Below are 26,856 nucleotides of genomic sequence, written 5' to 3'. Positions count from 1 at the left end.
GTGTGTCGCAAGTCTGCCTCGGAACCATGACGTTCGGCGATACACGTTAGTGGGGGGCGAGTAAGCAGATCAGCCTCGATGTGTTCCGCCGCTTCGACGACGCTGGTGGCAATTCCCTCGATACGGCGCCAGGATACCAGGAAGGCGCAAGCGAAACGCTGCTTGGCGAATTCATGCACAAGGAGATATGTCGTGGCGACCAAATTCTCGCTCAGCAGCAGGGGTGCCGACCTCAACTCTAGCGGAAATGGCCGCAAAAGCATGATGGCCGCGGTGGAGAACAGCCTGCGGCGGCTAAAGACAAATTACATCGATCTCTACCGGATGCACGCCTGGGATAGCATCACGCCGGAGGAAGAGGTGCTGAGCGGTCTCGACGACCTCGTGCGGGCAGGCAAGATTCTGCACATCGGGTTTTCGGACACTCCTGCATGGGTGGTGTCGCGCGCGCAGGCGATCGCCGAACTGAGGGGCTGGACCTCGCTTGCCGCCACCCAGATTCCCGACAGCCTGGCGGATCGCACGCCAGATCGCGAACTCCTGCCGATGGCCCGAGCCCTTGGCATTTCCGTGGTCACATGGGGCAGCCTGGGTAGCGGGCTGCTGAGCGGCAAATACCAAGTGAAGGATGGTGAGGTGACCGGATCGGGCCGACTCACAAAGCCCGACTACCCCTCGCAAAATCGCCAGGCGAATACCTTCGAGATCGTGGAAGTTCTGCTGGCCAGCGCCCCCGAGTTGAACGTTACCCCGTCGCAACTTGCGTTGACTTGGCTGCGCCATCGATCACCGAACATCATCCCGATCATTGGCGCCCGCACCATCGAACATTTCGACGAGGATCTTGCGGCGGAGGCCATCGGAAGTGAAGCCAATACCGTGTTTGCAACTTTGGATGCGGTCTCCGCCGTGTCGCGAGGCTTTCCGGCGGAGTTCCTGCAACGAGAGCCCATTCTGCAACTACTGTTCGGGACCATGCACGAAGAGCTCGACGCGCGATCGAAATTGACCGTCTAAATTTGGCGCCCGCCCCGGTCTGATCATTTCAATTCGGCATCAAAAAATAAAATCGGCCTAATCGGAACTGAACTGGGCGCCGGATCCCGCCGGCGCGCAGTTCATCGAGCTTACAGCTTGATGGTGATGCACTTGAGCTGCGTGTAATGGTGCAGCGCCTCGACGCCCTTTTCACGTCCGTACCCACTCAGCTTGTACCCGCCGAGCGGTGTTTCAACGCCGCCAGCCTGATACTCGTTGATGTAGATCTGGCCCGCCTCGATCTCGGCAGCGATCCGATGGGCGCGACTGAGATCACGAGTCCAGATACCGGCAGCCAGACCATATTCGGTGTCATTTGCGATGCGGATGGCGTCGGCATCGTCCTTGAAGGGGAGAACCGTCAGGACGGGACCAAAAACCTCTTCCCTCCCGATACGCATTTCGGGTGTGGCATCGTCATAGATCGTCGGCGGAACGAACCAGCCGCCTTTGCGAGCCTCGTCCTCATAGGGAACCCCTCCGATCACCGCGCGAGCACCTTCCGCTTTGGCGATCTCGAAGTAATCGAGAACCCGCTGGTGCTGGGCGGCGGTGGTCACCGGGCCCATGAAAGCGTCCGGCTCCGGTCCAACCTTCAGGGAGGAAATCGCCCCGGCCAGCGCCTCAACGAACTTGTCCTTGATCGATTCCTGGATTACCAGGCGCGTACCGGCGAGGCAGATCTGACCGGCATTGACCACGAACGCACGGATGGCGCCCTGTATCGCTGCGGCAAAATCGGCGTCCTCGAATACAATGTTGGGGGACTTGCCACCCAGTTCCAGCGTGAGCGGAATCACGCGCTCGGCTGCGATCCTGCCGATCTCACGACCGGCGCGCACACTTCCGGTGAATGCCACCTTGCGCACCTGCGGATGCTCGACGATCGCCGAACCCGCATCCGGCCCGCTACCGAGCACGACGTTGAACACGCCGCGCGGCATGCCACATTCGACTGCCAGTTCAGCTAGGCGTAGCAACGAGGCCGATGTCTCTTCAGAAGGCTTTGCGACAACCGTGTTGCCGGCCGCTAGTGCCGGCGCGATGCCGCGTCCGGCCTGGTTAAGAGGCGCATTCCACGGCAGGATCACGCCGACCACTCCAAACGGTTCGCGCCGGGTGTAAGAATGATACCCTGCGCCCAGGTTGATCACCTCACCATGGCCAACATTGACGAGGCCGCCGTAGAACTCGAAGTACTGGGCTGCGCCTTCGATCTCGATGGGAGCCTGCCAAGCGGGCTTGCCCGTCTCGCGCGCTTCCATCTCGGCCAATTCTTTGATGTTTGCACGCATGGCGCGAGCGATGTCCAGCATCACCCTGCCCCGCTCGATGGGCTTGCGATCCCGCCACTCGGCGAACGCCGCCTGAGCGGCTTGCACTGCGGCATCGACATCCTGCGCGTTGCCCTTGGCGATTCGAGCGATCGTCGACCTAGTGCGCGGGTCACTCTTCTCAAGGAATTCGCCGGACGCGGGCTCCAGCCATTCTCCGCCGATGTAATGGACGTGCTTGGGCAAAGTAGCGAATTCGATATCGGCCATGAATATCTCCAATTTAGATCCCTGCCGGTCTGGCTTGGTCAGGCGTGTGAACCGACACGCGTCAGCGCACCAGCGATCCTGGCGCTAATGTGGGCGACGCACTTCAGCTGGCTGGGTTGACGCATAGGCACGGTGCCCGTCATATCGACAACGTGGGCGGGCATAGGCATTGCCTCGCTGTTAGCAATGCCCATGTCGAGTTCCCGCTCACATGCCCGCCAGTTCGGCCTTCTCCAAGGTATTTCGCACCAGTCGCATCACCGCGACGTCGATCATGACGCCATCGACCTGAGCGGCTCCGAGGCCCTGCGCTTCGGCGGCTTCGTATGCGGCGGCCAGGCGGCGCGCATTAGCCACGTCCTCTGCTGAGGGCGAGAACACGTCGAGTGCCCAATCGATCTGCGCCGGGTGTATTGCCCACTTGCCGACCATGCCGAGAGTACGAGCGCGGATCGCCTCGTCCTTGTAGGCAGCTTCGTCTTTGAAGCTGCCGAACGGACCGTCGACTGGATCGATGCCGTTGGCGCGAGCTGCCATCACGATGCGGAACCGCGCATAGTGGAAAACGTCACCGGGGTAAGATCCGGTGGCGCCGATCTCCGCCGTGTCGATGCCGTGCGAACCGGAATAGTCACCCATTCCGAAGATCAGGCACTCGAGGCGGTCGGTGGAGGACGCGATGGCATCGACATTCTGCAAGGCCTGCACTTCCTCGATCAGGACCTCGATGCCGATCCGACGATCAAGCTTCAGCTTCTTCTCCAGCTGGTTCAGCATGCGGTCCAGGAAGAGGACGTCCGCCGGCGTGTAAGGCTTCGTGAGCATGATGGTGTCGATGTTGGCACCAGCCTTCTCGACCAGCTCGATGATGTCTCCGTGGCACCACTCAGTCGACACGTCGTTGATGCGGACACATCGTGTCTTCTTGCCCCAGTCGAGATTGTTTAGCGCAAACGCGATTTTGTTGCGGGCTTCCACCTTGGCGCTGGGAGCAACGGCGTCCTCAAGGTCGCAGAAGACGTGATCGGCCCTTGAAGCGGCCGCCTTCGCCAGCATCTTCTCGCTGCTGCCGGGCACCGACAATTGCACCCGACGGGCGCGCCTAGGACGTTGTGACATTGAAATTCCTTCTCGCTAAAAGCCTATCGTAAAGCACCGCTTTCCAGTCGATAGGGCACACCATGCGTCCGTGAGCGTCATGCGGTACAGGCTGCACTCGCTCTATTTTGCGCATCCGGGTGGACAACTTCGTACCTTACCCCTCGCTCCTACATGCCTTTGGATCCCGCGGATCGGCGCAGGTATCTAGAAACCTGCCCCCGCTTGTCCATAGGCGTGCAGAGCGCCCGTGAGGCGCGGCATACATATTACAAGAGAAATCATGCCACTGCAGCATACTACCCGAGGGCATACGACGCCGCTCGCGACGCGCGCTTGCGTGTGGAATGGGAGCAAAGCTGCACGTAGTCATTTCAGATGTAATGCCAAGTAGGTCTGCTTTGGTCTCCGAGATCACATAACTAAGACTAGAAAAAGCAAGGCGAGCGAACGACGCCAGATCCCAAACATGCTGGGCATTCGCCAATCCAGCGGGCGATGCTGTCCGCGGTCAGGCTAAGCTGGGCTATATAGAGCACAACCGTGGTGCTCGAAATTACCTGCCTACCCTACGTACCACGCTTCTGGGCAACTGGATTCATCGCCTGGTTCAGACTAATAACGACTTGGAAGCAGGTATGGGCGGCGTGCTGAAGGTGTGCGACGAGACGGTACTGCTCGGCCTGCAGAACAGCCTCTACTGCCGATGCGTCTGCGCTTTGATGCCTAATCTGGCCCGCCATTTTTTCACGGGACACCCCTCAGGACGTGGCAACCTGACTCGCTCGAAACCGCGTGGTGAGCGCATCTTGAGCCCCGAGTGGGGGTGATAGTCGTTGTAGTCCTCGATCCAGGTCTCGATCAATGCCAGTGCCGCAGCAGCATCGCGCAGAGGTGAGACGTGGACGTAGTCGCGCTTTTGGGTATGCACGAAGGCCTCTGAGATGCCATTGCTCTGCGGGCTCTTCACTGGCGTAAAATGACCAATAAATGACACCTCGATGTCGTCTTGTTTAGGAAGCTAGGATTTTACGGATCTCTATCTTGGCAACGGCTTTCTCCGCTATGCTGTATACGTTGATGCAGACCTGTCAGTCGCCAAACAGAGAAATACCCTTGCAGGCGGGGCGGGCGATGCGTTTAGGCGCACCTTATCCAGCACTCCCTTCAGGACCTCGACCTCCATGGTCTTGCGACCGAGCTGACGCTCGAGCTCGCTGATGCGCTGGTCCATCTGCCGGACAAGCCGGATGCTCGTCACATCGCCGCCGGTCCCCGGGACACTGTCTCCTTCGAGCATCAGCCGCCGCCAACGATACAGAATGCCGGCCGAGACGCCATTGCGCCGTGCAACTACCGAAACGGTGGCCCATCCGTCTAACGTCTCCTCTACGATCCCCAGCTATTGCGCGGCCGACCAGACCGGGCGGCGGCCACCATCATCGATAACTTCATATTGAGACATAGGCCTGTCCTCATGGCATAGCCGCAAGCCTCCATTCAGTGCCTGAGGGTGTCCGGAGGAAACGGGGACCAGCTCAATGCGGACAAGCTCAACCATACGGAAATCCAATCGGGCATGCTACGCCCGCTCACAGACCACGATCGGACAAATGCTGCTCAGCAACGTTCCCGATCAGGAGATCTCCATGCTTGTGCGACGCTGCAAGGCCGAGTTTGGACGGCAGCTGCAAGTCAGCCTTTCCGCTCTCATGCGGGTGATCGACAAGGTTCGGGAGAACGGACACGCCGAGACAGCAGCTGACATGACGCCGGGTAGCGATCCAGCGCAGGGCCGCATCGTCTACGGGAAGCTGACACAGATTAACGCTCGCGCGCCGCTCGCGTCGTTCGGGAACAAGATGCTTAGTCCTGCCCTTCTCCAAATCGGTGCGGAAGAACAGAAGCGCCACTATCTGCCGAAGATCACGTGCGCCGAGATCGCCTGCCAGAGTGTTCGTTCTACGGGACCTGTCCGAACTGCCTAGGCTACCGCTCCGTCACAACGCCAAACAGCACCTGTTACTTCGGGCATCACAGCTGTAATCACCAAGACGAAGGGCTGTAAGAGAGCCTCACTGCGCTTACGGGAAGGCGATTGCGATCAAGGCATCCAACTGCTGCCGCATACCCATGCAGCAGACTTTTGATCCGCCCTGGTGCGACGGCTGACCATCGAAGGGGAGATCCGAGTGACTGAGTTTCTGAGCTTTGACAAGGTTGACGATATTGTCATCGTCACCATCGATTCACCGCCGGTCAATGCATTGGGTCTTGGCACCCGCACTGCGATCGCCGAAGGCATGCGCCGGGCGGCGCAGGACGAAGCGGTCAAGGCGGTGGTGCTGATCTGCGGCGGGCGCACGTTCTTCGCGGGCGCAGACATAGCCGAATTCGGCAGCGCGCCGCAGTCGCCCACTTTCGCTGAACTGTTTGATTTGGTCGAGAACTTGGGCAAGCCGACAATCGCCGCGATCCACGGCACGGCGCTGGGCGGCGGCCTGGAACTGGCGCTGACTTGCAATTACCGGATCGCGGTTCCCTCCGCCAAGGTCGGCCTGCCCGAGGTTGCCTTGGGCCTGCTGCCCGGCGCCGGCGGCACACAGCGCTTGCCGCGCCTCGTCGGTCCAGAGGCAGCGCTCAGCATGATCGCCTTTGGCGCTCCGATCGGCGCCAAAAAGGCGCTGGATGCCGGCGTTATCGACGCGCTCGCCACTGAGGGGAACCTCAAGGCCGACGCGATCGCGTTCGCCAAGCAGGTGCTGGCGGATGGCGGGGCGATGCCGCGCGTGCGCGACCGGCAGGCCAAGGTCGATCCGTACAAGGGCAACACGGAGATTTTCGCCAACTTCCGCAAGGCCAATGCCCGCGCGTTCCGCGGCTTCAAGGCACCAGAGAACATCATCAAGGCGATCGAGGCAGCGGTCGAGCTGCCGTTCGACGAGGGTCTGGAGCGCGAGAAGGAACTGTTCCTGGAACTGCCTGACTCGACCGAGAGCCAAGCCCAGCGCTACTACTTCTTCGCCGAGCGTCAGACCGCGCGCATCCCCGACGTGCCGGCCGACACGCCCACGCTTCCCATCAAGGCCGTCGGCGTCATCGGCGCAGGCACCATGGGCGGCGGCATCACGATGAACTTCCTGAATGCCGGCATCTCGGTCACTCTCGTCGAGATGACGCAGGAAGCGCTCGACCGCGGCGTGGGCGTCATCCGCAAGAACTACGAGAACACCGCAAAGAAGGGTCGGATGACCCAGGAGCAGGTCGAGCAGCGCATGGCGCTGATCAAACCGGCCCTCTCACTCGACGAACTCGCCCCCGTCGATCTCGTCATCGAAGCGGTGTTCGAGCAGATGAGCGTCAAGGTCGACATCTTCGGCAAGCTCGACAAGATCTGCAAGCAGGGCGCGATCCTTGCGTCCAACACCTCCTTCCTCGACATCGACGAGATCGCGGCCGCGACGAGCCGCCCGGAGTGGGTGATCGGCCTGCACTTCTTCTCGCCCGCCAACGTGATGCGGCTTCTGGAGGTGGTGCGCGGCGCCAAGACCTCGAACGAGGTGATCGCCACGTCGATGAAGCTGGCGAAGACCATCGCCAAGGTGCCGGTTCTGGCTCGCACCTGCCACGGCTTCATCGCCAACCGCATCATGGAACCCTACATGAAGCAGGCCCAGGTGCTGGTGCTCGAAGGCCCGACGCCGACCGAAGTCGACAAGGCGATCTACGATTACGGCTTCGCGATGGGTCCGCTCTCGATGTTCGACCTGGTCGGCCTGGACGTGCTCGGGCGTGACAGCAACGAACGCCTGCTGACGGGCGATCTGGTCCGCGCCGAGCGCCTGGGCCAGAAGAAGAACGGCGGCTTTTACGACTACGATGACAACCGGCGGGCGGTGCCCTCGCCCGTCGCCGCGCAGATCATCGCAGACTACGCCGAGTACAAGGGCATCAAGAACGAAGGGTCGCAGCCGGCCGAAGACATCGTCGCTCGCCTGCTCTACCCGGTGGTAAACGAAGGCGCCAAGATCCTTGACGAAGGCATCGCCATCCGCGCCGCCGACATCGATGTCGCGTGTATCCTCGGCTACAACTGGCCGGTCTACACCGGTGGCCCGATGTTCTGGGCCGACACGGTCGGTCTGCCGAAGATCGTGGCGAAGCTGCAGGAGCTGGAGGCTCGCTATGGCGACGCCTACAAGCCTGCCAAGCTGCTCGTCGAGCTGGCCGAAAAGGGCGGTTCGTTCACCCGCTGACGTGCCATGTGACCGCCGCCGCCGACGGGCGGCGGCCGATTTCGAGGGGAGGAGTGCTGCAATGACCGAACTGGTGCTGCGCAAGGATTTCGACGGTTGGACGCAGCTCACGCTGAACCGGCCGGACAAGCTCAACTCCCTCAATGTCGAGCTGTTCGGCGAGCTGCGCACGCACGTCGAAGCTCTCGCCGGCGATGCAGCGTCGCGCTGCGTGGTGCTGCGCGGCGCCGGCAAGTGTTTCTCAGCCGGTCATGATCTCGGCGATCTCGCGGAAGGCGAGGCAGTCCCCTCTCCCGGTTGGCACAGCGAGACGCTGCGCATGCTGGAGCGCCTGCCGAAGCCCGTGATCGCAGCCGTTCACGGTCATTGCTACACAGGTGCGCTGGAAATGGCGCTGGCGTGCGACTTCATCGTTGCGGCTGACAATGCCCGCTTCGGCGACACGCACGCCAAATGGTCACTGACGCCGATCTGGGGCATGAGCCAGCGCCTGCCGCGACGGGTCGGGCTCGCGACTGCCAAGCGGCTGATGTTCACCGCCGACATGATTGACGCGAACCAAGCAGTTCGCATCGGTTTGGCCGAGTACGCCGTTCCGCTAGCGGACTTCGATAGCGAGGTCGAAGCGCTAGTCGCCCGGATCATTGCAAACGCATCGTTCTCGCACGCCGCGAACAAGCGTCTGCTCGAGCGCACCGAAGGACTTTCCCTTGATGCCGGCCTTCAGGCGGAGGTCTGGGAGGGCGAAGGGTTCGGCCCCGACATGCAGGACCGCATCGCCGCCTTCACCAAGCGGTCTTGAGGTGAGCGGCGCTGTAGCACCGCTTCGGTCAGTGCCACTCCGGCTCGTCCCACCACGGGAAGAAGTCCGGGAACCCCTTGGCTAGGTCGGTCGAAAAATCGGGCGGGCGCTTCTCCAGGAAGCTGTTGACCCCCTCTACCGCGTCGCTCGTGCGACCGCGGGCATAGACCAGTCGGCTATCGATGCGGTGCGCCTCCATGGGTGGCTTTCACCAAGGCCTCGCCACATCATCTGTCGAATCATCGCCACTGAGATCGGGGCGCTATGGTCGGTCAGCTCGTGCGCAAGGGCGCGGGCGGCCGGCAAAAGGTCCTGTGGCGCGTGCAGCGCGCGGATGAGCTCCGCCTCCAAAGCTTCCTCTGCCAGGAAGATGCGGCCTGACATCGTCCACTCCACCGCGCGGCTTATACCGACGAGCCGCGGCAGGAACCAGGAGCTCGCGCCCTCAGACACGATACCCCTGCGGGCGAATACAAAGCCCATCTTCGCCCCGGGCACGGCCAGCCTGATATCGGCAGGGAGTGTCATGGTCATGCCCGCACCGACGGCCGAACCGTTGATCGGCAGATTACTGGTTTTAGGCTGCGGAACACGCGCAAGGTCACCCGCCCGGCGGCGTCGCGCACGTCGACATGGGCCCAGTCGATGCTGCCGTCGAGGCGAACCGGCCCGCCGACGGTCTCGCCGCCGTAGTTGAAGGTGTCGGCACCCGCGCTCAGGTCCGCGCCCGCGCAAAAGGCGCTGGTCCCCTCGCCGGTGAAGATGACCGCGCGCATACTGTCATCGCTGTCGGTAATCTCGAATGCCTGGATCAGTTCTTGGCACATGAGGAGCGTGAAGGCATTCATTTGCTCGGGCCGGTTCAGAGTAATAATCGCGATGCAGTCCTCGACATCGAGCTTGATGGTTTTGAACCGGATCACTTGCATTCTCTCCCGTTTAGCCGGTGCCCACGCCGATTTAGCACGCCGCTCAAGATCAACCCGCTTCACGGCTGGTGATTCTGCCTCGACTGGCCGCATGCCAGCTTCCAACTCGTATGCTTTAAGAGCATCGAAGAGTTCCGGGCTCGAGCTGTAGAGCACCCGAAGCCTTTTTTGTGAGTCGCAAGTACACTGATCCATACGAGATCAAGTTTACGTGACTGATGTGTCGCAACATCGTTCTGGTACAGTGAGGCTAGATCGACACTCTGCGGAATCTTTCGATGTGCCCGGCCCCATTATGGGCGCGATGCACATGCAAAACAGCACGCACCAGCCCGATGGTTAGTCATTACATACGTGTTCCACGGCCCCCGCCGGGGCTTTTCCGCAGGAGATGTGGCTTCACGCTCCCTTTCGTAAGCCGATGCGCGTCTCACAAAATCGAAGCACAGTTTGCGTCAAATAGCGGAGGTGATACACGCCGAGGCCACAAGGAAAGCCGGCATTTCGCCCAAAAGCAACGTCACAAGATCATCCTGTCAGGAGTCTGACAGCGGATGTCGTGAATGATTGCCAGGATCCATGGAGAGGACATCGCATGAATTTCGATCTTCCGCAGGATCTTCTGAACTTCCTCGATGAGCTGGACCACTTCATTGCGACCCAGATTCGTCCGCTTGAGGCGAAAGACGACAACGTGCGCTTCTTCGATCATCGCCGCGAGTATGCGCGCACCGACTTCGAGAATGGCGGTCTCCCGCGGCACGAATGGGAAGCTCTGCTTGATGAGGCAACCGCCCTTTCCGAAGCGGCGGGTTACTGGCGCTTCTCGGCACCCAAGAAGTTTGGCGGGCGCGACGGATCGAATTTGTGGATGGCCGTGATCCGCGACCGCTTCACCCAGATGGGACTGGGGCTTCACAACGACTTGCAGAACGAGCACTCGATCGTCGGCAACTTCCCGTTCGTCGCTATGTTCGAGCACTTCGGCACGCCCGAGCAACAAGAAGAATTCATCCTCGGCGGCTTTGCACGCACACGCCGTGTCGCCTTCGGCTTGACCGAGCCGATGCACGGCTCTGACGCCACGCACATGGAGACACGTGGCACTCCCGAGACCCGCGACGGAGTCGCAGGTTGGCGCATCGATGGCGCCAAGATGTGGATCAGCGGTATGCACACAGCCAGCCATTGCGCGGTATTCTGCCGCACGTCCGGTGAGCCTGGAGACGCGCGCGGCATCACCTGTCTGCTGGTACCCCGCGATACTCCGGGGATGCGCATCGATGAATACCTGTGGACCTTCAACATGCCCACCGATCACCCACGAATGACCTTCGAGAACTGCTGGGTGCCCGAGAGCGCCATGCTGGGGCCTCTTGGCGGTGGTCTCGCAATCGCCCAGAGCTTCGTCCATCAGAACCGCATCCGCCAGGCCGCTTCGTCGCTAGGGGCGGCCACGTTCTGCCTCGAGGAAAGCCTGCGATATGCCCGCGAGCGCAAGACCTTCGGTCATGACCTCGCTCGTAACCAGGCAATCCAGTTCCCCCTCGTCGAGATCGCGACGCAGTGCGAGATGCTGCGGCTGCTGATCTATAAGACCGCCTGGGAAATGGATCGTCTGGACCACAAAGAAGTTGAGCAGCAGCTGTCGGATCGCGTGTCCATGTGCAACTACTGGGCAAACCGCCTCGTCTGCGAGGCCGCCGATCGCGCCATGCAAGTTCACGGCGGCATCGGTTATTCACGCCACAAGCCGTTCGAGCATATCTATCGTCATCATCGGCGCTACCGGATCACCGAGGGTTCTGAAGAGATCCAGATGCGGAAGGTGGCTGGATACCTGTTCGGCTACACGGGCCCGCGCAAGAAGACTGCGCAAAAGGATTGATGCGCCAAGCGGGCGCACCCGGGGAAGCGCAACCACCGCATGCCCTGCTCGCCGCGGCTGGGTGCGCCCGCGCTCCGACGTATCGGCGACGATAGCTGGCCCTTGTCCATGCACATGAAGGACATCCTCGAACCCCGCGCTAGATGGCGAGGTGGCGAGAATTGGATTCTCGATTAGAGCAAATCTCGTCAAACTAGACGATCTCAGTGGCACGCTTGCGGATTGCGAACGCCTGGACTTGAGCTAGCCGGCTGGTCATCACGGAGCATCGCGGTTGTTCAATCGCGAGCCGATGGGAGAGTGACGGAAAGGGTGCGATGTCGGAGACCGTGGCCCAGCCAGGCTCTGCTTGGCAGTCCTCGCCGATCTACGGCGATGCGCGCTCCATGCGTTACTCTAAGCCACAAGTATAATGGATGATCGTCGAGGCACATTTTTGCTGTGCGCCTGAGCCATATTAGCGGACTGATAAGTGGCAGATGCAAACGTGTACTCGGATGAGGTGCTTCTATATCCTCACCTGACCGAACATATTGAGTATAGCTACCCCGGCGCGCAGCACGCGATCCAAAATGAAGAAGAAGAACATCGTCGGACGTCGATCAGATCACCATCTTGAGGCGCGAACCTTACGATGCGGTGGTGACGGCTCAGTGTTCAAGGGAGAAAGCCAGGTCATGAGATCACTATCCTCCTTCGGCTCTCTTTCAGACCTCAGAATCATCGATCTGACGCAGATGCTAGCCGGGCCGTTCGGTACCATGATGTTTTCCGATCATGGTGCGGAGGTGATTGGAATCGAGGCGCCTTCCGGCGACATGACTCGAGCGGCTGGTCCTTTTCGAGAGGATGACACGCTCGGCCTGCTCGGCGGCTATTTCCAAAGTATAGATCGCAACAAGAAGAGCGTCTGCCTCGATCTCAAGACGGAGAGTGGACGGGCGGCATTGCGCGCGCTCGTCAGGGATGCCGATTCAATCGTCGAGAACTACCGCCCCGGCGTGATGGAGCGCCTTGGTCTCGGTTACGAGGCGCTGCGGGAGATCAACCCGCGTCTCGTCTCTGGCGCACTCAGCGGGTTTGGCAACAAGCGCACCGGCAAGTCCCCTTATGGCGAGTGGCCGGCCTTTGACGTGGTCGCCCAGGCAATGGGCGGTATCATGGCGCTGACCGGTACCAATGGCGCCACACTTATATAAATAGGGCCTGGAGTAGGCGATATTGTGCCTGGGATGTTCCTCGCCTTCGGCCTGCTCAGCGCGATCCATGAAGCGCGCAATTCCGGAGAGGGGCAGTTCGTCGACGTGTCGATGGTCGACTGCATCCTTGCGGTATGCGAGCGCATGGTCTGGCAGCATTCCGTTCAAGGTCTCGTTCCAGGTCCGGAAGGCAACCACCATCCTTTTCTCTGCCCATTCGGAATGTTCCCGGCGCGCGACGGCTGGATAACGTTGGGCGCGCACCAGGACGAGTTCTTTGGAAAGCTCACCGTCCTCCTCGACGCTCCGCATCTCGCAAAGGACTCGCGTTTCCTGACCTTCGCCGACCGAGGTGCCAATCGCCTGGCGCTCATCGAGGAACTCAGCGTCTTCACCAGCGCATTGTCCAAGGCTGAACTGACCGAGCTCGTTGGCGGCAAGATCCCGTTCGGCCCAGTACTCAACATCGCCGAGATTGAACAAAGCGCGCATTTCGCCGCACGAGAGATGATCGTGGATATCGAGCAACCCGGGGCCGACAGCCCCATCCGCGTGGCCGGCGTGCCGGTGAAGCATACGCGTACAGCCGGCAAGGTTGACAGTCGCGCGCCCTTCTTGGGCGAGCATACCGCTCATTACCTTGAGCTCGCCGGTCTTAGCGAGAACGAGGGTGGGATCCGAACTCAGCATCTAAGTTGCGTATGACGCTGGAGAATTTCTGAGGCGCTGGAGCGCTATACCTTAAACCATACCTCGCAAAAAAACTTTTCGGATCTCAAGTGCTTGTCCGTTCAGGTTGATTCCTGGCGTAGGATTCGAATCCACAGGTCCCTCTTACCGGCATGTTGATGCAGGCAAGCTGCCCGCGCCGACCGCGCGCCTGGTGCCCCCCATCCTTAATCACTAGATAGCATACGTTATTTAAGTTCAGCATTTCCTGACTGTAGATGTTGAAGATGCATACTCGTACTTCGCCGTGGTCTTGCTCGCGACCTCATCGGCGCTCACGCCCGGCGCAAGCTCCACCAGCTTGAACGCGCTCGCGTGATCGGGCCGGGCGAAGACGCACAAGTCGGTGACGATCATGTCCACGACGTTCCGGCCGGTGAGCGGCAGGGTGCACGCTGGGATGAATTTGGGGCTGCCGTCCTTGGCGGTGTGCTCCATCACGACGATGATCTTCTTGACCCCGGCGACGAGGTCCATCGCGCCGCCCATGCCCTTGATCATCTTGCCCGGGATCATCCAGTTGGCGATGTCGCCGTTCTGGGCGATCTCCATGGCGCCCAGCACGGCAAGGTCGATGTGCCCGCCGCGGATCATGGCAAAGCTTTGCGCGCTATCGAAGTAGGCGGAATGCGGCAGTTCGCTCACCGTCTGCTTGCCCGCGTTGATGAGGTCAGCGTCCACTTCGTCCGCGTAGGGGAAGGGTCCGATGCCCAGCATGCCGTTTTCAGACTGCAGCGTCACCGTCATGCCGGCGGGCACGTGGTTGGCCACCAGCGTCGGGATGCCTATCCCTAAGTTCACGTAGAAGCCGTCCTCAAGCTCCTGCGCAGCGCGAGCGGCCATCTGGTCGCGGTTCCAGCTCATCAGGCGGCCTCCCTCTCGCGCGTGGTCACAAACTCGATCTTCTTGTCGTAGGGCGCGCCCAGGATCAGGCGCTGGACGTAGACGCCGGGCAAATGGATCGCGTCGGGATCGAGGCTGCCGACAGGCACGATTTCCTCTACCTCGACCACGCAGACCTTGCCGCAAGTCGCGGCAGGCACGTTGAAGTTGCGAGCGGTCTTGCGGAACACCACGTTACCGGTCTCGTCCGCCTTCCAGGCCTTGACCAGCGCCAGATCGGCGAAGATGCCCTGCTCCAGCACGTACTCCTCACCGTTGAAGACCTTGGTCTCCTTGCCCTCGGCGATCAGCGTGCCCACGCCGGTCTTGGTGTAGAAGCCGGGAATGCCCGCACCGCCCGCCCGCATCCGCTCGGCCAGCGTGCCTTGGGGTGAGAACTCCACTTCCAGCTCGCCCGAGAGGTACTGGCGCTCAAACTCCTTGTTCTCGCCCACGTAAGACGAGATCATCTTGCTGACCTGCTTGGTGCGCAGCAGCTTGCCGATGCCTTCGTTGTCGATGCCGGCGTTGTTGCTGGCGAACGTCAGGTTCTTGATGCCGCTGTCGCGCACGGCATCGAGCAGCCGCTCGGGCAGGCCGCACAGGCCGAAACCGCCGCTGGCGATCAGCAGGCCATCGCGCAACAAACCGTCCAGCGCGGCAGTGGCATCGGGGTAGACCTTCTTCATCGACGATATTTCCCTTCCCAAGCGGAGATCTTTTCCGGACATCGCGTCGGTGTTGACGCGCAACTACCTTCATCGTTCAACTGCCTTGCACGCTTCCACAAACTCGCATGCCGTCATCTTTCCCCATGTCGGAGGCAGCATACCTACGACTAGCCGTGCGCGGAACAGACATCGTTCTATGAGTTCACAGCCTACTTCTTGGACTGGTTGAAATACGAGGCCCCTGTTCAGACATAAACACTACACTCGGCACTTCATGAGCTTTCCCATCTCATTCCTTGGTAAGTCTGAAACGAATATTATGCTTCTCGGGCACTTATATTGGCTCAGCCGCGCTACGCAGAAGTCCAGAAGTCCGGTCTGCATCGCTCGATCTGAACTATAACCCTGCTTAAGCACGATCAGTGCGGTGACCACCTCGCCCAAGTCTCGATCGGGAGTGCCGACGACCGCCACATCAGCGATCGCCGGGTGGCTGTGCAGCACATCCTCCGCTTCGCGCGGGTAGACGTTGACGCCGCCGGTGATGATCATGTTGCTGCTGCGATCAGTCAGGTAGAGGTAGCCATCGGCATCGAGATAGCCGATGTCGCCCAGTGATGCGTAGCCTTCGGCGTCGTAGTCCTCGGCGCCAGGGCTGGCGGCAGCGCCGTGATAGGCGAAGCGCTGGGTATTGCGCATGCGTATCAGCCCCGTCTCGCCCGCCGGCAAAATGCGGCCCTGCGCATCGACGATCTTGACCTGCACGTGTGGCGGCGGACGGCCGACGGAGCCGGGATGCGCGAGCCACTCCTGAGCGTTGATGAAGGTCTGGCCGATCGACTCGGTGCCGCCATACAACTCGTCGATCACCAGGCCCCACCAATCGATCATCCCACGCTTGACCGCGACTGGACATGGTGCAGCGCCATGGATCGCGTGGCGCATGGAGGTGACGCAGTACTGCGCACGTACCGCGTCAGGCAAGTCGAGCATGCGCTGGAACATGGTAGGGACGAAAAAGCCGTGGGTCGCGCCTGTTCGCTCAATCGCGGCGAGCATCGCTTCGGCATCGAACTTGCGCATGACAATCACTGTTCCGCCGGCACGCTGCACTGCCATGGATATCCGCAAGGGTGCAGCGTGATAGAGCGGCGCCGCGGTTATAAATACGGTGTTCGAATCGAGCCCGTAGGCGGCGAGCAGCCCAGCATGGCGCGGGGGTGGCACTTCGGGAGGCACGTCGCTCAGCATAGCTTTCACCCCTTTGGGCCTGCCGGTCGTGCCCGAAGAGTAGAGCATTGAAGCGCCCCGCTTGCGTCCGGGCAGCGTCGTCGCGGGCTCGATCGCAGCCAGCGCGCGCAGGTCGCAAAACCCTGGCAGCGTTCCGTCGGCGCAGATCATCCGGATGCCCTCCGGTTCGAGCCTCAGATCAACGATGCGCGATGCAAGGTCGGCGGTGCAGATCAGTGCGGTCGCGCCAGAATCGCGGACGATGTAGTCGATGTCGGCAGCGTTCAAACGCGTACCAACCATGACGTAACGCCAGCCGTTGTTCTTCGCCGCCCAGACAACCTGGAACAAGGAGGGAGCGTTGCTCATCAGGCAGGCGATAGTGGCGCCCACTCCCAGACCCAGCCCTGCCAGCGCCCGGCCGATCCGATGAGCCGAGCATGTTAATTGCGCGTAAGTCAGCGCCTCGCCGGTATCCGCCATCTGCAGCGCCGTTTGGAGCGGCGCCCGACGGGCAACCGCTTCAGGATGCGCAGTCCTGGAATCCTGTTCCATGTCGCCTGTCCTCGCCTCGCCCCAGCCTTATGCGCGATTGGGGTTGATTTGATATGCCAGCGAACTAGTTTGTCGCAAGCATTCTCTACGGGATACTCTGATGACTGATCTTGCCGCCTTGTTCGAGCCCGTGACCCTCGGCGCGCTGGAGCTGCCCAACCGTGTCATCATGGCACCGCTCACCCGAGCGCGGGCCACAGAGGGCAACGTGCCCACCGCGATGATGGGCGAGTACTATGCGCAGCGCGCCGACTGCGGGTTGATCGTCTCGGAGGCGACTGCCGTCGATCCCCTGGGCATGGGCTGGTATCGGGTGCCCGGCATCTGGACGGACGAGATGGTAGACGCCTGGCGTGCCGTCACCTCGGCCGTGCACGCGCGTGGCGGGCGCATGGTACTTCAGCTATGGCACATGGGGCGGCTCGTATTGCCCGACTACATCGGCGGCGAGCAGCCCATCGGGCCTTCGGCGATCGCCGGTGAAGGCGAGACCTTCGCGCCGCGACCTCACGGTGACGACAGTCTGTTCCTGCCGATGAAACGATATGTCGTGCCGCGGCCTATGGAGCAGGCCGACATCGATCGCGTTATCGCCGCCTTTGGCAAGGGTGCTCGCAATGCAGCGGCAGCAGGCTTCGACGGGGTCGAGGTGCACGGGGCCAACGGCTACATCATCGACCAATTCCTTCAGTCCAAGACCAACCAACGCAGCGACGCTTATGGCGGACCTGTAGAGAACCGCGTGCGGCTGCTGCGCGAGGTGCTGGGTGCCGTGTCGGCCGAGATGGAGCCGGGCCGCATCGGCTTGCGCATCAGTCCGACGAGCGAACGCAAGGGCATGGGTGACAGTGACCCCGGCGCCCTCGCCCGCGCCGTCGGCGCGGTGGCGCGTGAGTTCGGCCTCGCATACATCCATTTAATAGAGCCAATCGCCTCAGGGTTCATGGAGAAGCCGGAGCGACCGGTGCTGGACGACCTGCGTGCGGCATTCGGCGGCAAGGTGATCCAGAATGGCAGTTTTGACGCAGCCACGGCGGCGCAGTTCATCACCCAAGGCAAGGCGGACGCGATCTCGTTCGGGCGGCCCTACATCGCCAATCCGGATCTCGTTACCCGCTTTCGCAGCGGCGCCCCCATTGCTTTGGCAAATTTCGACTATGCCTATGTCGGCGAGGAGACGGGCTACACCGACTATCCCGTCCACGTCAGCTGAAGAGCGTCACCGCGAGGCGGTGAATAGCCGCCAAAACCTTCGGAGGCGCTCACATTTCGGCGTTGGATCGCCCGATGTGATGGATGAGATTGCCCGCGGCGACCTGTCCCCAATGGATCGCTGAGTTCTGGCCGGTGCAGGTGAAGTAGTCGCCCGCCAGCTGGATCGGGGAGGCGGGGTCGAGCCGGTGCTTCATCGTGTGGATCGCCTTGTAGACGCCCGGCGCGGGATTGGGGATCGCGCGGTCCCAGCGCAGCACTTCGGCCATGTCGCGCGTGCCGGCAAGCTCCGGGAACAGCCTTTCCACCAACCTTTGCGCGATCTCCACGAAGTCGGCGTCCGAGCGTGCGGCCAGTTGGTCGAGACCGCCTTCCTCGAAGTAGCAGGTGATCAGCGAATGGCCGCCCGGCGCGGTCTCGGCGAGCTTGTTGTGGTCCAGCCAGACAAGGCCGATGTTCGGATGCTCCACCACCGGCACCAGAACGCCGAGCGCTTGCGTGTTCGTCCGGCGGGTGTAGCCGAGATAAACGTTCACCGCCCGGTTATAGTGCAGGACGCGATCCAGCGGCGCGATGACCTCGGCCATTTCGGGCAGCATCGCCGCCGCTTCCGGCAGGCGGGTGGCGACGATGCAGGCATCGGCCTCGATCTCGCCATCCTCGCCCTGAGAGACGCGAACGCCGCCCGGGATCTTGCGCACTTCCCGCACCGGGCTCGACAGCCGGACGTCGAGCAGCGAGGCGAGCTTGGCGGGGAACGCGTTGATCCCGCCCCGCAGCGCCAGCATGCGCTGCCCGGCAAGGTTCGCAAGGCCCGAGTACCACTCCAGCGCCGAGACATTAGCGCCTCGGTTGATCGTGTAAGTGCGGATCAGCGGATCCACCAGCACGTCATAAATCTCGCGATTGAGCCGGCGCAGCGTGTAATCCTGCGCGGATTCTGTGTCGGCGGCATGCGCCTCGCTGACATCGAGCACGTCGGTGGGGCGATGCTTCAAGTAGTCGAGCACCGCGCGCACCATGGTCAGCTTCGAGCGCCAGCTGAGCGCCCCGCTCAGCAGCGCGCGCAGCGGCTTGGTGCCATCGATCTCGTAGAGCCGGCCCTGCCGCATCAGCATGATCGTGTTGCTGCACTCGGCGATCTGGTCGGCCATGCCGACTTCCTCGGCGAGCGCGAGGTAGGCCTTGTAGCCGGTCGAGAGCTGGGTGGCACCGCGCTCCAGCAGATAACCCTGCTTGCGGAAGCTGCGAGTGCGGCCGCCGATCTCGTCGGCCGCCTCCAGCACAATAACTTCCCAATCCGCTTTCTGTAGCCGGTACGCGGCGGCGAGCCCGGCGAACCCTGATCCGATGACGACGGCCTTCATCGTTGCGTGCTCAGCCCGGGATCACTTCGGGATTGGCGTCGGGGTAGACGCCGCGCTTCATCGCCCGGATCATCAGCACCGAGGTCAGCGCGAACCAGCCGCCGAACGAGCCGACCGGGATCCAGATGCCGAACAAGCCACTCCAGGCGAAGGGACCGGAGTGGAAGAAGAACAGCAGCTGGTCGGGCAGCAGCATGAAGAACAGCCAAAGCGCGGCCCAGCCGGACCAGCGCGGGAACACCGGATCGCGGCTGCGGTCGCACAGCGCGGCGATTGCCATGCCCAGCTGCAGCGGCCAGAAGATCGAGGCGCCGCCGATCAGCTGCATCCATGCCCAGTCGTTGAGCATGTAGATGATGTCGGGCGAACGCTCGGGCCGGTAGGCGGCGACGAGCCAGAAGATTGCCGGGTAGAACGTCAGAACGACGTTGCAGACGCCACCCATCACCACCGAATAGGTGAGGATGCCGGGCTTGCCCTCAATTCGGGCGATATACTGCGCGAGGATGGCGGTGAACGGCGTGCACATGGCCGCACCGATCATCAGGAACACCATGCCGATGCGGATGTGAGTGACCTTGCCCTGGTAGATCGCAGCGATCTCCGACACGCTGGCGGAAGGGTGATGCGGCGGCAGGAAGCCGGCGATCAGCGCCCAGCCGAGCAACAGCACGCCCATATACCAGAAGCCGCCCCAGGCGCAGAAGATCTGGATGCGCCGGCGCGCAGACTCGCTCATCATCACAATCGCCCTCCATGCGGCGCGCTCGCCGAGCCGCTCCTGACGTTCCTGGTCTTATCGCCAGGCAACGACATTTGGTTTGTTAGCGAACTAGATTGTCGCTGGCAAGCTGTTTGGATGTTTGTACTAGACATTGGCGCGTTCGAGTGACTCATCCATATGCATTCGCGTCGCTTGAAGTCGAGACACGAGAGCACAGCGCTGGCGTGTCTCGACTTTGAGCGACATCAACGGATTGGTAGGCTTTGACCTAACGCGGCTGAACCTCTCACGGCATGCGCAAGAACCGGAATGATCATCGCCAACGTCGCCCCGAATTCGATTCGGAGCGACGAGGCGAGGAAGGTGAACATCTGGGTCAAGGCATCAGCCAGGATTGCCCTTCACCCCTCGATCACCCGCCAGACCTGATCCATGAAGCCCTTCTGTGCGTCGCGAACGTCCTGCGGCATGCCGCGCTGGACCGAGGTGATCGCGATGCTGATCATATAGCCGGTCAGCCGGCGATAGTAGGTCAGATCCTGCGGCTCGCGCCCGCCGAGGCGGACGTAGCGCTCGACCCACTCGGCCTGGCTCGGCGGCTGCGGCAAGCCGCTCTCGGGCGGCGCCGCAAACAGCTCGTTGCCCACCGTCTGCAGCGCCAGATCGTTCTCGGGCCGCCCGATGCACGACATCTCCCAGTCGAGCACGCTGCTCAGCTTGTTGCCGACGAACATGTAGTTGTGCAGCGTGGAGTCGCCATGTGTCAGAGTCTCGCCGCCGACCGGCACGTTGTCGAGCAGCCACTGGCGCACGGGTACCATGCGCGAGAAGTTGGGCTGGTCGATCCATTCCCAGGTGTCCCAGTACCAGTTGATGCACTTCTCCATCGGCGTGGCACCCGCGGCCGGCATGGCGAAGTCACCGAGCCCCTTCGCCTGGTAGTCGAGCCCATGGAACGCCACCAAAGCGCCGAGCACCTGGTCGACCATGCTGTCGCGATCCTCGGGCGAAGCCTGCGCCATCGGCCCCACGGCGAACGCGGACGGGTTGGGCGCCTCGCCCGCGCTCATCTCCATGACGTAGCCCGGCACGCCGAGCTGGCTGCCGTCCGCATCGAGCCATAGTGCATTGGGGACCGGCACGCCGCAGCCCTGCACCGCTTGCTGCACCCGGAACTGGCGTGCGAGATCGTAGGAATAGAAGATGCGCGCATCGTGGCTTGGCGCGTAGCGCAGCACCAGATCCTGCTTGCGCCGCTGCGTGCCGTCGTCCCACTGCGCCGTGAACATGACGATGCCGCTCGATGCGCCGACCTTGGAGTTGCCGCGCACGTCTCCGACGCTCGCCCTGCCCTCTACCCCGGGCTGCGCCGAGATGAAGTCCTCGATCAGCTGCAGGTCCATGGTCTGGCGGCCGGCCTGCCCGGTCGAGATGACCGCATCGAGCACGTCCTGAACGCGAGCGGTTTCGGCCATACTTAACTCTCCTGCGCTATGCTTAATTTCGTTAGCTAGCGAACCTAATCGCCAGCAGCAGTTCCGTCAAACCGATTACTCGAACCCGTAGGGCCGGTAGGCGCCGTTCACGTAGTGCTCGAAGTGCGCGCCGCCGACATGCTCCTCGCCGGACGGGGTGCGCAGCACCGCGTGAGTCAGGTATTCGATGCCGATCAGCGGCTTGTCGAAGTTGAAGCCCAGCCCGAAATTGTCCGGCGCGTTCGGATCGGTCAGCTTGTATGGCACGTGGACCACCGGCTGCTCGCGGAAGTCGAACTCGTCCCACTCGGTCGCGAGTTCCTCCGAGCCGTGGTAGGTGTGGAATGTGCCGCCGTCCTTCCAGCTGCCCGGCGTATAGCCCAGCGTCGCGGGCATCCACGGCATTGCCACCGGGGTCAGCTCCAGCTGCCAGGCACCGCCTTCCTCGTCGGTAAGGTCGAGCACGGCATGGGTCGCGATCCGGGTGCCTTCGCGGTAGGCGATCTTGTGCCGGCCGCCGGCGAGATGTAGCACGCCTTCGCGCCCCGCGACGCTGAACACGCCGCCGAACGGCGCGCCGAAGGGGTCATCAAGCTGGCCCTGCTCACCGTCGGCATCCTCGTGGATGTGGAAGAACCCGCTGACCGGTCCGGTGCGAAAACATGTCCACACACGCAGCGCCCGCGGCTTTCCCTGTGGCGCCTGGCGCGGCGGCAACAGGTGCACCGGCGGCGCGAGCGGCGCACGCTCGACATAGAGGCCCCAGCTATGGTCACGGCCACCGACCCACTTCTCGGGATCGAGCGCCCAGGTGCGATCAGCCAGCCGGATCGTGCCGTGGACCTTGCCCGATTGCGAGTAGCGCGTCTGGTCGGTGGTGCGTCGGCCGCGGTGGACAACTGTCTGGCGCTCCTCCTGGTAGGCCGCCGAAGTGCCTTCCCACAGCAGGTCGAAGCTGATGCCGCTGTCGTTGTCGTCCAGCGTGAGCGAAATCTTCTTCATCGGCTCGGGGAAGCGGATGTGCAGCGGGCCGAGATCGAGTTCGAAGTTGCTACGCCAGGTGCGGCTGAAGCGGACCGTGCGCTGAATGCCATCGACGTTGATCATGGCATAGCCGCCGAACATGTCAGTGTTGGGATTGACGCGCGCGCCAATGCCCAGGAACACCTTCTCCTCGGGGTTGAACACCGCGAACCAGTAGCCCTCGTCCCAGCTGTAGTCGGTGGAAGGGATGTAGCTGAACGGCAGCGGCGCCTGGTGGACGGGATATTCGTCGTAGGGTGTCAGCAAGGCATGTCTCCGGTCATGTTCCGCGCAGCGCGTCCGCCTGTGCGATCCTGGCTTCCACCAGGGGTTGGTAGAGCCCGTGCGAGAGCAACGGCATCTGCAACCAGTCGATCAGCGCAGGCTCGGTCCGCTGATACATGGCCGCGGCCGAGAGGGTCGACACGAGGACCTTGGCCACACTCATCACGTCGAAGTAGGCGAGACGATAGCGGCTGATGCGATTGCCAGAGAGCGCCTGGTAGCGGGCCAGCGCCTGCTCGCGATCGATGGCGCTGCCCGCGCATTGGAGAAAGAACGACAGGTCTTCGGCCGGATCGCCGATCCGGGCAATTTCCCAATCGAGCACCGCCGAGACGTGGTCGCCATCGACCAGGATGTTGTGCGGTCCATAGTCGTTGTGCAGCACGCGCGCAGGTTCGTCGTCGGGTGGGACGTTGGCCTCCAACCAGTCGAACACGCGCGCGAAGCTGGGTGAGGCTGGAGCTGGTCGCAGCCAGATCTGGTGGCGCCAGGCGAGAATCTCGGCGCGGGTGTTCTCGGCAAGGCTGACCTGCCCGCTCCACTCGCCCAGACGCGTCGCCAGCAGAGCCTCGTCGAGCGGCTGGTTATGGATCTGCGCCAGCGTGGAGATGAAGGAGTCCGTAAGCGCGTCGGGGAACGGAGCGGAATTGCCATACGCGCTGCCGGTGTTCCCGCCCACCGCGCGGCGGGAAACCATGAAGCGCTGGCCCAACATTGACGCGTCCGCCTCCAGCCACAATGGCTCGGCGACGGCCACACCGCGCTTCCACAGCAGGTGCACGATCGCGTGCTCGTCGGTGATTGCGCTGGCGGTGAAGCGGACGAAGCGGTCGTCCTTTTCCGCGCGGATCACCATCGGCACAGCGCCGCCATCGGCGAGTTCGGCCTCGACGAGGATGGTGTCCTTTTGGAATCCGCCCACTAGCCTCTTGAAGGCCGCGAGCCGCCGGTACTGGCCCGGGAATTTGGCCAGGAGATAGGCCTCAAAGCTTTCTGCCTCCAGCCTTGGAGCAGGCGTCGCATCAGGCTCAGCGCTGCGTGGCAGGAGCGCAGCGTAGAAACGCGCCTCCATTTGCTCGGCCCTGGCGAAGAAATCATGGTCATCCGCCGCTTGCGAGACGGCGCGGCGAAGCCGGTCCATGGCGTGGGTGAGCCGATCGACAGCGGTGTCGTAGTCGGCGGGCGGATTATTCTGCTCGACTTGACCGCGAGCGGCTAGCAGCGCCAGGATCTCGCCTTCCAGTGTCTGCAGCGACTGCACCGCGCCTGGGCTCTGGCGCTCGACCAGATGCGACAAGGCGAGGGCCGCCATACCAAGCGTGTGCACGACGTCGGGCCGGCCTTCGGTATCGATGCTGGCGAGTCCATGGAGCACTCCCCGCAGCAGCCGGTCGGTGGTGGGAACCAGCCGGGCCGCGCCCTCAACCATGGCCATCACGCACTCGCTTCGGCCGGCAAATGGCTGAGCAAGGTCTCGCACTGGTCGACGAACATGTATGGCGCGAAGATGTGGCCCGCCAGGGCGAAGCGCATCTCGGTGGGCATGTGGTTGTCGAACAGCGTTTGCGCGTCGACGCAGCCGACGGCGTTGCGAGTGCGGGTCCATAAGTCGTAGAAGAACGCCGCCTCCTCGCACGGCGGGGTGCCGCCCGCTTCGAGGTAGAGCGCCAGGAAGCGGTCCCAGCCGACCAGCGGCTCGACGAACTGGCGCACGAAGCATAAGTCCTGCGTCGGATCGCCGAGAACCGAGAACTCCCAGTCGAGCAGCGCTGTGACGGTGCCCAAGTCGTCGAACATCAGGTTGTGGAAGCCGACATCGCCGTGGATCAGCTTGGCCGGTCGATCGAACAAGGGAGCCGGGACGTTGGCCTTGAGCCACAGCAGCGGCAGCTCCTGCAGCGGAAAGGCCTCGGCCCGCTTGCGGCGGAACAGGTCGATCCAGGCGTCGACCTCGCGCACCATGTGCTCGCCCGCCGACAGCTGCGCGCCCTCGCGGCCGAGCGCCGCGGGATCGAAGGCGTGCAGCGTGGCGAGCACTTGCGCCAGCTTCTGGCAGGCAGCGTCGGCCAGTTCGGGGTCGCTGCCCCAGCGGCTTGCGTCGTTGCTGCCGGCGACCCGACGCGAGACCAGGAAAGCGCCGCCGAACTGGCTCGCGTCGGCCTCAAGCCACAACGGCTCGGCAACAGGGAAGCCTTGAGCGTACAGGGCCTGGAGCAGCGGGAACTCGTTCACCACCGTCTTCTCGATCAGCGGCACCGGCAGGTCCTTGCGGATCACCAGCAGATCGCGCGTACCGGCTGTGTCATCCTCTAGCGCGAAGAACACTGTCTGTTTGGAGAACCCTCCCGGTATGCTGCGGACATCGCTGACGCGGAGGTTCTCGCGGCCGAAACGGCCGCGAACGTAGCCGGTCAGGCTCTCCGCGGTAAGCTCGGGAAAAGCGTTGGCCAAGGGCGCCCCGATCCGCTCATGCTCAATGCGGCCACCACGGTAGACGACGGTGCTGCCGTCCGCCACGTCGGGGTCCTGCGACACGTAGAAGCCCTTCTCCGCCTCCACCAGCCCGGCAATGGCCTCGGTGTCGCACTGATCGCCAGCCCCGACCCAGTGCGGCAGCAGTTCGCCGACCTTCGCTTCGGCGTCGCGGCGCGCAGCCTCAAGTTCATCGAGCCCGGCATCCGGGCCGGGCACGTCGACCGGCACGATGGAGGACAACTGCCGCAACAGCGTGCGCAGGCTGTCCTCGCGCCGGGTGAGGCGAGCGGACACGTCCCACAGCAGCCGTGTCACATGATCGAGCTTGATGCGGCTGACCGGGTCGTCGATCGTGGGCAAGATCTCGCCACGCAAGGTGACGACGGCGGTCTCGAGCAGATTGGCGGAGCGCCGATCGGTCATGCGGGCACCAGCGCCTTGCTGGCCACCGAATAAGCGAAGTCGTTCCAGATCACGTCCTGCATGTCGCCGTACCCGATCCGGCCTTCGACATCCCAGCGGATCAGCGAGATGTTGGCGTGCATGTTGGTCCAGGTCGCGTAGGGGCAGCTAGCGGCCAGCGTCCCACGCGCGACAAAGGTGCTGCCATCCTCGACAGTGAGGTGCAGCGTGACTTCCTGCGGCTGGAAGGTACGGTCGTCTCGGCGGATCTCCTTGCGCGCGGCGGTGATCAGCGACAGCTTGCCGTTGCGCCACACCCAACCGCCGTTAAGCGCCTTGTCCTGCGGGATCTCGAACGGGGCTGTGATCTGCGGATTGCTGCCGACGTGGTCCATCAGGTTGCAGTTGAAGATGAAGTCCTCGCCGAACGAACCCGTCATCCACGAGACCGGCGGCATCGGCATCAGCGCCTCGGGGCGCAGCTTGCCCCAGCTGCGGTCGCGCACGTTGAAGCAGTCGACTTGGTGCTCCTCGCCGCGCAGTTTCAAGGTGCCGCGCACCTTCATGCCCTGCTCGAAGTGCTTGCCGTCGCCGAACAGGGCGACCGGCGTCACGGCCTCGGACACGAGATCGATGGCATTGCCGCGCGCCGCGTCCTCGTAAGTCAGGTGGAAACGCTTATTGGGTTCGAGGATCTTGACGCCGAAGCCGTTGTCCAGTCGGTAGTCGTGGATGTCGTTATCGAGCACCGTGTCGTTCATGTAGATGCGGAAGTCGAACAGTTCGGCGGCCATGCTGATCGGCTTCACGCCCTGGAACACCATCAGCCCGCCGGTCACCACGTTGAGGTTGGGGTGGTGCCACAGGTACGTCAGGCCATGGATGTTCTTTTCCGGCACATTGAAGCCGAAGTACTGGGTTTCGGTCAGCGTATCGCCTTCGATCCCGGCGTTCACCTCGCGGTGCAGGAGATCGTCCTCGGGCCGAGCCTGGATGAGGCCAGTATTGTTGGCGAGATAGAAGGGCTGGTCAGTCACGGGCCGAACTCCGATGTTTCCTTGGTCCGTCTTCC

The 26,856-nt window shown here is 62.6% G+C and carries 20 protein-coding genes and 4 pseudogenes; 7 read left to right on the top strand and 17 right to left on the bottom strand.

Annotated features, from left to right (window positions below; genetic code table 11):
* The first annotated feature begins 80 nt into the window (after nucleotides 1–80).
* Nucleotides 81–1,017: pseudogene (locus GV044_RS15285) on the top strand (aldo/keto reductase).
* 110 nt (nucleotides 1,018–1,127) lie between these two features.
* Here the strand turns inward: GV044_RS15285 and GV044_RS15280 are convergent.
* From GV044_RS15280 to GV044_RS15265, 4 genes and pseudogenes are all read right to left on the bottom strand, one after another.
* Nucleotides 1,128–2,582 (bottom strand): aldehyde dehydrogenase, encoded by a 1,455-nt coding sequence (locus GV044_RS15280; RefSeq protein ID WP_159872397.1) that lies wholly within the window; start codon nucleotides 2,580–2,582, stop codon nucleotides 1,128–1,130.
* A gap of 207 nt (nucleotides 2,583–2,789) precedes the next feature.
* On the bottom strand, nucleotides 2,790–3,701 hold the full coding sequence (locus GV044_RS15275) for a CoA ester lyase (RefSeq protein WP_159872395.1): 912 nt from the start codon (nucleotides 3,699–3,701) through the stop codon (nucleotides 2,790–2,792).
* 740 nt (nucleotides 3,702–4,441) lie between these two features.
* A pseudogene (locus tag GV044_RS15270) lies at nucleotides 4,442–4,662 on the bottom strand (integrase core domain-containing protein); the annotation flags it as partial.
* 171 nt (nucleotides 4,663–4,833) lie between these two features.
* Nucleotides 4,834–5,145, bottom strand: a pseudogene (locus GV044_RS15265) (transposase); the annotation flags it as partial.
* 148 nt (nucleotides 5,146–5,293) lie between these two features.
* Here GV044_RS15265 and GV044_RS15260 point away from each other — a divergent pair.
* The 3 genes from GV044_RS15260 to GV044_RS15250 all read left to right on the top strand — a co-directional run bounded on the left by GV044_RS15260 (nucleotide 5,294) and on the right by GV044_RS15250 (nucleotide 8,738).
* Nucleotides 5,294–5,668, top strand: a complete 375-nt coding sequence (locus GV044_RS15260) for an acyl-CoA dehydrogenase family protein (RefSeq protein ID WP_159872393.1) — start codon at nucleotides 5,294–5,296, stop codon at nucleotides 5,666–5,668.
* Between the two features lie 198 nt (nucleotides 5,669–5,866).
* Nucleotides 5,867–7,936: a 3-hydroxyacyl-CoA dehydrogenase NAD-binding domain-containing protein gene (locus GV044_RS15255; RefSeq protein ID WP_159872459.1), complete on the top strand. Its 2,070-nt coding sequence runs from the start codon at nucleotides 5,867–5,869 to the stop codon at nucleotides 7,934–7,936.
* A gap of 61 nt (nucleotides 7,937–7,997) precedes the next feature.
* A complete protein-coding gene (locus GV044_RS15250) occupies nucleotides 7,998–8,738 on the top strand; it encodes an enoyl-CoA hydratase/isomerase family protein (RefSeq protein WP_159872391.1) in 741 nt (246 codons plus the stop codon).
* Between the two features lie 28 nt (nucleotides 8,739–8,766).
* On the opposite strand, the gene GV044_RS22810 is transcribed toward GV044_RS15250, so the two are convergent.
* From GV044_RS22810 to GV044_RS22800, 3 genes are read right to left on the bottom strand one after another with little or no spacing between them, the layout of a single operon-like run.
* Nucleotides 8,767–8,937 (bottom strand): hypothetical protein, encoded by a 171-nt coding sequence (locus GV044_RS22810; protein WP_371741633.1) that lies wholly within the window; start codon nucleotides 8,935–8,937, stop codon nucleotides 8,767–8,769.
* Nucleotides 8,874–9,266, bottom strand: coding sequence for an enoyl-CoA hydratase-related protein (locus tag GV044_RS22805; RefSeq protein WP_371741632.1), 393 nt, complete (start codon nucleotides 9,264–9,266; stop codon nucleotides 8,874–8,876). The genes GV044_RS22810 and GV044_RS22805 overlap by 64 nt, the downstream gene beginning before the upstream one ends.
* A 2-nt stretch (nucleotides 9,267–9,268) precedes the next feature.
* A complete protein-coding gene (locus GV044_RS22800) occupies nucleotides 9,269–9,661 on the bottom strand; it encodes an enoyl-CoA hydratase-related protein (protein WP_371741631.1) in 393 nt (130 codons plus the stop codon).
* 601 nt (nucleotides 9,662–10,262) lie between these two features.
* Between GV044_RS22800 and GV044_RS15240 the strand changes: the two genes are divergently transcribed.
* Together GV044_RS15240 and GV044_RS22240 are read left to right on the top strand one after the other, a co-directional pair.
* Nucleotides 10,263–11,555: an acyl-CoA dehydrogenase family protein gene (locus tag GV044_RS15240; RefSeq protein WP_159872389.1), complete on the top strand. Its 1,293-nt coding sequence runs from the start codon at nucleotides 10,263–10,265 to the stop codon at nucleotides 11,553–11,555.
* 572 nt (nucleotides 11,556–12,127) lie between these two features.
* A pseudogene (locus GV044_RS22240) lies at nucleotides 12,128–13,459 on the top strand (CaiB/BaiF CoA transferase family protein).
* Between the two features lie 222 nt (nucleotides 13,460–13,681).
* Here the strand turns inward: GV044_RS22240 and GV044_RS15230 are convergent.
* The 3 genes from GV044_RS15230 to GV044_RS15220 all read right to left on the bottom strand — a co-directional run bounded on the left by GV044_RS15230 (nucleotide 13,682) and on the right by GV044_RS15220 (nucleotide 16,821).
* Nucleotides 13,682–14,347 (bottom strand): CoA transferase subunit B, encoded by a 666-nt coding sequence (locus GV044_RS15230; RefSeq protein ID WP_159872387.1) that lies wholly within the window; start codon nucleotides 14,345–14,347, stop codon nucleotides 13,682–13,684.
* Entirely contained in the window at nucleotides 14,347–15,054 is a 708-nt protein-coding gene (locus GV044_RS15225; protein WP_159872385.1) for a CoA transferase subunit A, read from the bottom strand. The genes GV044_RS15230 and GV044_RS15225 overlap by 1 nt, the downstream gene beginning before the upstream one ends.
* Before the next feature lie 240 nt (nucleotides 15,055–15,294).
* Nucleotides 15,295–16,821, bottom strand: coding sequence for an AMP-binding protein (locus GV044_RS15220; RefSeq protein ID WP_159872383.1), 1,527 nt, complete (start codon nucleotides 16,819–16,821; stop codon nucleotides 15,295–15,297).
* A gap of 100 nt (nucleotides 16,822–16,921) precedes the next feature.
* Here GV044_RS15220 and GV044_RS15215 point away from each other — a divergent pair, with 100 nt between their 5' ends.
* Nucleotides 16,922–18,034, top strand: a complete 1,113-nt coding sequence (locus GV044_RS15215; RefSeq protein WP_159872381.1) for an alkene reductase — start codon at nucleotides 16,922–16,924, stop codon at nucleotides 18,032–18,034.
* Between the two features lie 49 nt (nucleotides 18,035–18,083).
* Here GV044_RS15215 and GV044_RS15210 read toward each other — a convergent pair whose 3' ends face one another.
* From GV044_RS15210 to GV044_RS15180, 7 genes are all read right to left on the bottom strand, one after another.
* Nucleotides 18,084–19,400, bottom strand: coding sequence for an NAD(P)/FAD-dependent oxidoreductase (locus GV044_RS15210; protein ID WP_159872379.1), 1,317 nt, complete (start codon nucleotides 19,398–19,400; stop codon nucleotides 18,084–18,086).
* A gap of 10 nt (nucleotides 19,401–19,410) precedes the next feature.
* Complete coding sequence (locus GV044_RS15205; protein WP_159872377.1) at nucleotides 19,411–20,139, bottom strand: hypothetical protein; 729 nt, start codon at nucleotides 20,137–20,139, stop codon at nucleotides 19,411–19,413.
* A 386-nt stretch (nucleotides 20,140–20,525) separates the two neighbouring features.
* Nucleotides 20,526–21,599 carry a phosphotransferase family protein gene (locus GV044_RS15200; protein WP_159872375.1) on the bottom strand — a complete coding sequence of 358 codons (1,074 nt, stop codon included), beginning with the start codon at nucleotides 21,597–21,599 and terminating at the stop codon, nucleotides 20,526–20,528.
* 75 nt (nucleotides 21,600–21,674) lie between these two features.
* Complete coding sequence (locus GV044_RS15195) at nucleotides 21,675–22,889, bottom strand: hypothetical protein (protein WP_159872373.1); 1,215 nt, start codon at nucleotides 22,887–22,889, stop codon at nucleotides 21,675–21,677.
* Nucleotides 22,890–22,902: 13 nt separating this feature from the next.
* Nucleotides 22,903–24,342, bottom strand: coding sequence for a phosphotransferase family protein (locus GV044_RS15190; RefSeq protein WP_159872371.1), 1,440 nt, complete (start codon nucleotides 24,340–24,342; stop codon nucleotides 22,903–22,905).
* Complete coding sequence (locus GV044_RS15185) at nucleotides 24,342–25,805, bottom strand: phosphotransferase family protein (protein ID WP_159872369.1); 1,464 nt, start codon at nucleotides 25,803–25,805, stop codon at nucleotides 24,342–24,344. The genes GV044_RS15190 and GV044_RS15185 overlap by 1 nt, the downstream gene beginning before the upstream one ends.
* A complete protein-coding gene (locus tag GV044_RS15180) occupies nucleotides 25,802–26,821 on the bottom strand; it encodes a hypothetical protein (RefSeq protein WP_159872367.1) in 1,020 nt (339 codons plus the stop codon). Before GV044_RS15180 ends, GV044_RS15185 begins: the two co-directional genes overlap by 4 nt.
* Between the last annotated feature and the right edge of the window lie 35 nt (nucleotides 26,822–26,856).

The sequence above is a fragment of the Novosphingobium sp. 9U genome (assembly GCF_902506425.1).
Classification (GTDB): Bacteria; Pseudomonadota; Alphaproteobacteria; order Sphingomonadales; family Sphingomonadaceae; genus Novosphingobium.
The sequence above is the reverse complement of the archived record's forward strand: the minus strand, read 5'-3'. Positions and strand labels throughout refer to the sequence as shown.

What these genes read in the sequence shown, in the direction of transcription:
- GV044_RS15280 (WP_159872397.1), bottom strand. Translation starts at nt 2,582, where the DNA reads ATGGCCGATATCGAATTCGCTACTTTGCCCAAGCACGTCCATTACATC.
- GV044_RS15275 (WP_159872395.1), bottom strand. Translation starts at nt 3,701, where the DNA reads ATGTCACAACGTCCTAGGCGCGCCCGTCGGGTGCAATTGTCGGTGCCC.
- GV044_RS15260 (WP_159872393.1), top strand. Translation starts at nt 5,294, where the DNA reads ATGCTGCTCAGCAACGTTCCCGATCAGGAGATCTCCATGCTTGTGCGA.
- GV044_RS15250 (WP_159872391.1), top strand. Translation starts at nt 7,998, where the DNA reads ATGACCGAACTGGTGCTGCGCAAGGATTTCGACGGTTGGACGCAGCTC.
- GV044_RS22810 (WP_371741633.1), bottom strand. Translation starts at nt 8,937, where the DNA reads ATGGAGGCGCACCGCATCGATAGCCGACTGGTCTATGCCCGCGGTCGC.
- GV044_RS22805 (WP_371741632.1), bottom strand. Translation starts at nt 9,266, where the DNA reads ATGACACTCCCTGCCGATATCAGGCTGGCCGTGCCCGGGGCGAAGATG.
- GV044_RS15240 (WP_159872389.1), top strand. Translation starts at nt 10,263, where the DNA reads ATGAATTTCGATCTTCCGCAGGATCTTCTGAACTTCCTCGATGAGCTG.
- GV044_RS15230 (WP_159872387.1), bottom strand. Translation starts at nt 14,347, where the DNA reads ATGAGCTGGAACCGCGACCAGATGGCCGCTCGCGCTGCGCAGGAGCTT.
- GV044_RS15225 (WP_159872385.1), bottom strand. Translation starts at nt 15,054, where the DNA reads ATGAAGAAGGTCTACCCCGATGCCACTGCCGCGCTGGACGGTTTGTTG.
- GV044_RS15220 (WP_159872383.1), bottom strand. Translation starts at nt 16,821, where the DNA reads ATGGAACAGGATTCCAGGACTGCGCATCCTGAAGCGGTTGCCCGTCGG.
- GV044_RS15215 (WP_159872381.1), top strand. Translation starts at nt 16,922, where the DNA reads ATGACTGATCTTGCCGCCTTGTTCGAGCCCGTGACCCTCGGCGCGCTG.
- GV044_RS15210 (WP_159872379.1), bottom strand. Translation starts at nt 19,400, where the DNA reads ATGAAGGCCGTCGTCATCGGATCAGGGTTCGCCGGGCTCGCCGCCGCG.
- GV044_RS15205 (WP_159872377.1), bottom strand. Translation starts at nt 20,139, where the DNA reads ATGAGCGAGTCTGCGCGCCGGCGCATCCAGATCTTCTGCGCCTGGGGC.
- GV044_RS15200 (WP_159872375.1), bottom strand. Translation starts at nt 21,599, where the DNA reads ATGGCCGAAACCGCTCGCGTTCAGGACGTGCTCGATGCGGTCATCTCG.
- GV044_RS15190 (WP_159872371.1), bottom strand. Translation starts at nt 24,342, where the DNA reads ATGGCCATGGTTGAGGGCGCGGCCCGGCTGGTTCCCACCACCGACCGG.
- GV044_RS15185 (WP_159872369.1), bottom strand. Translation starts at nt 25,805, where the DNA reads ATGACCGATCGGCGCTCCGCCAATCTGCTCGAGACCGCCGTCGTCACC.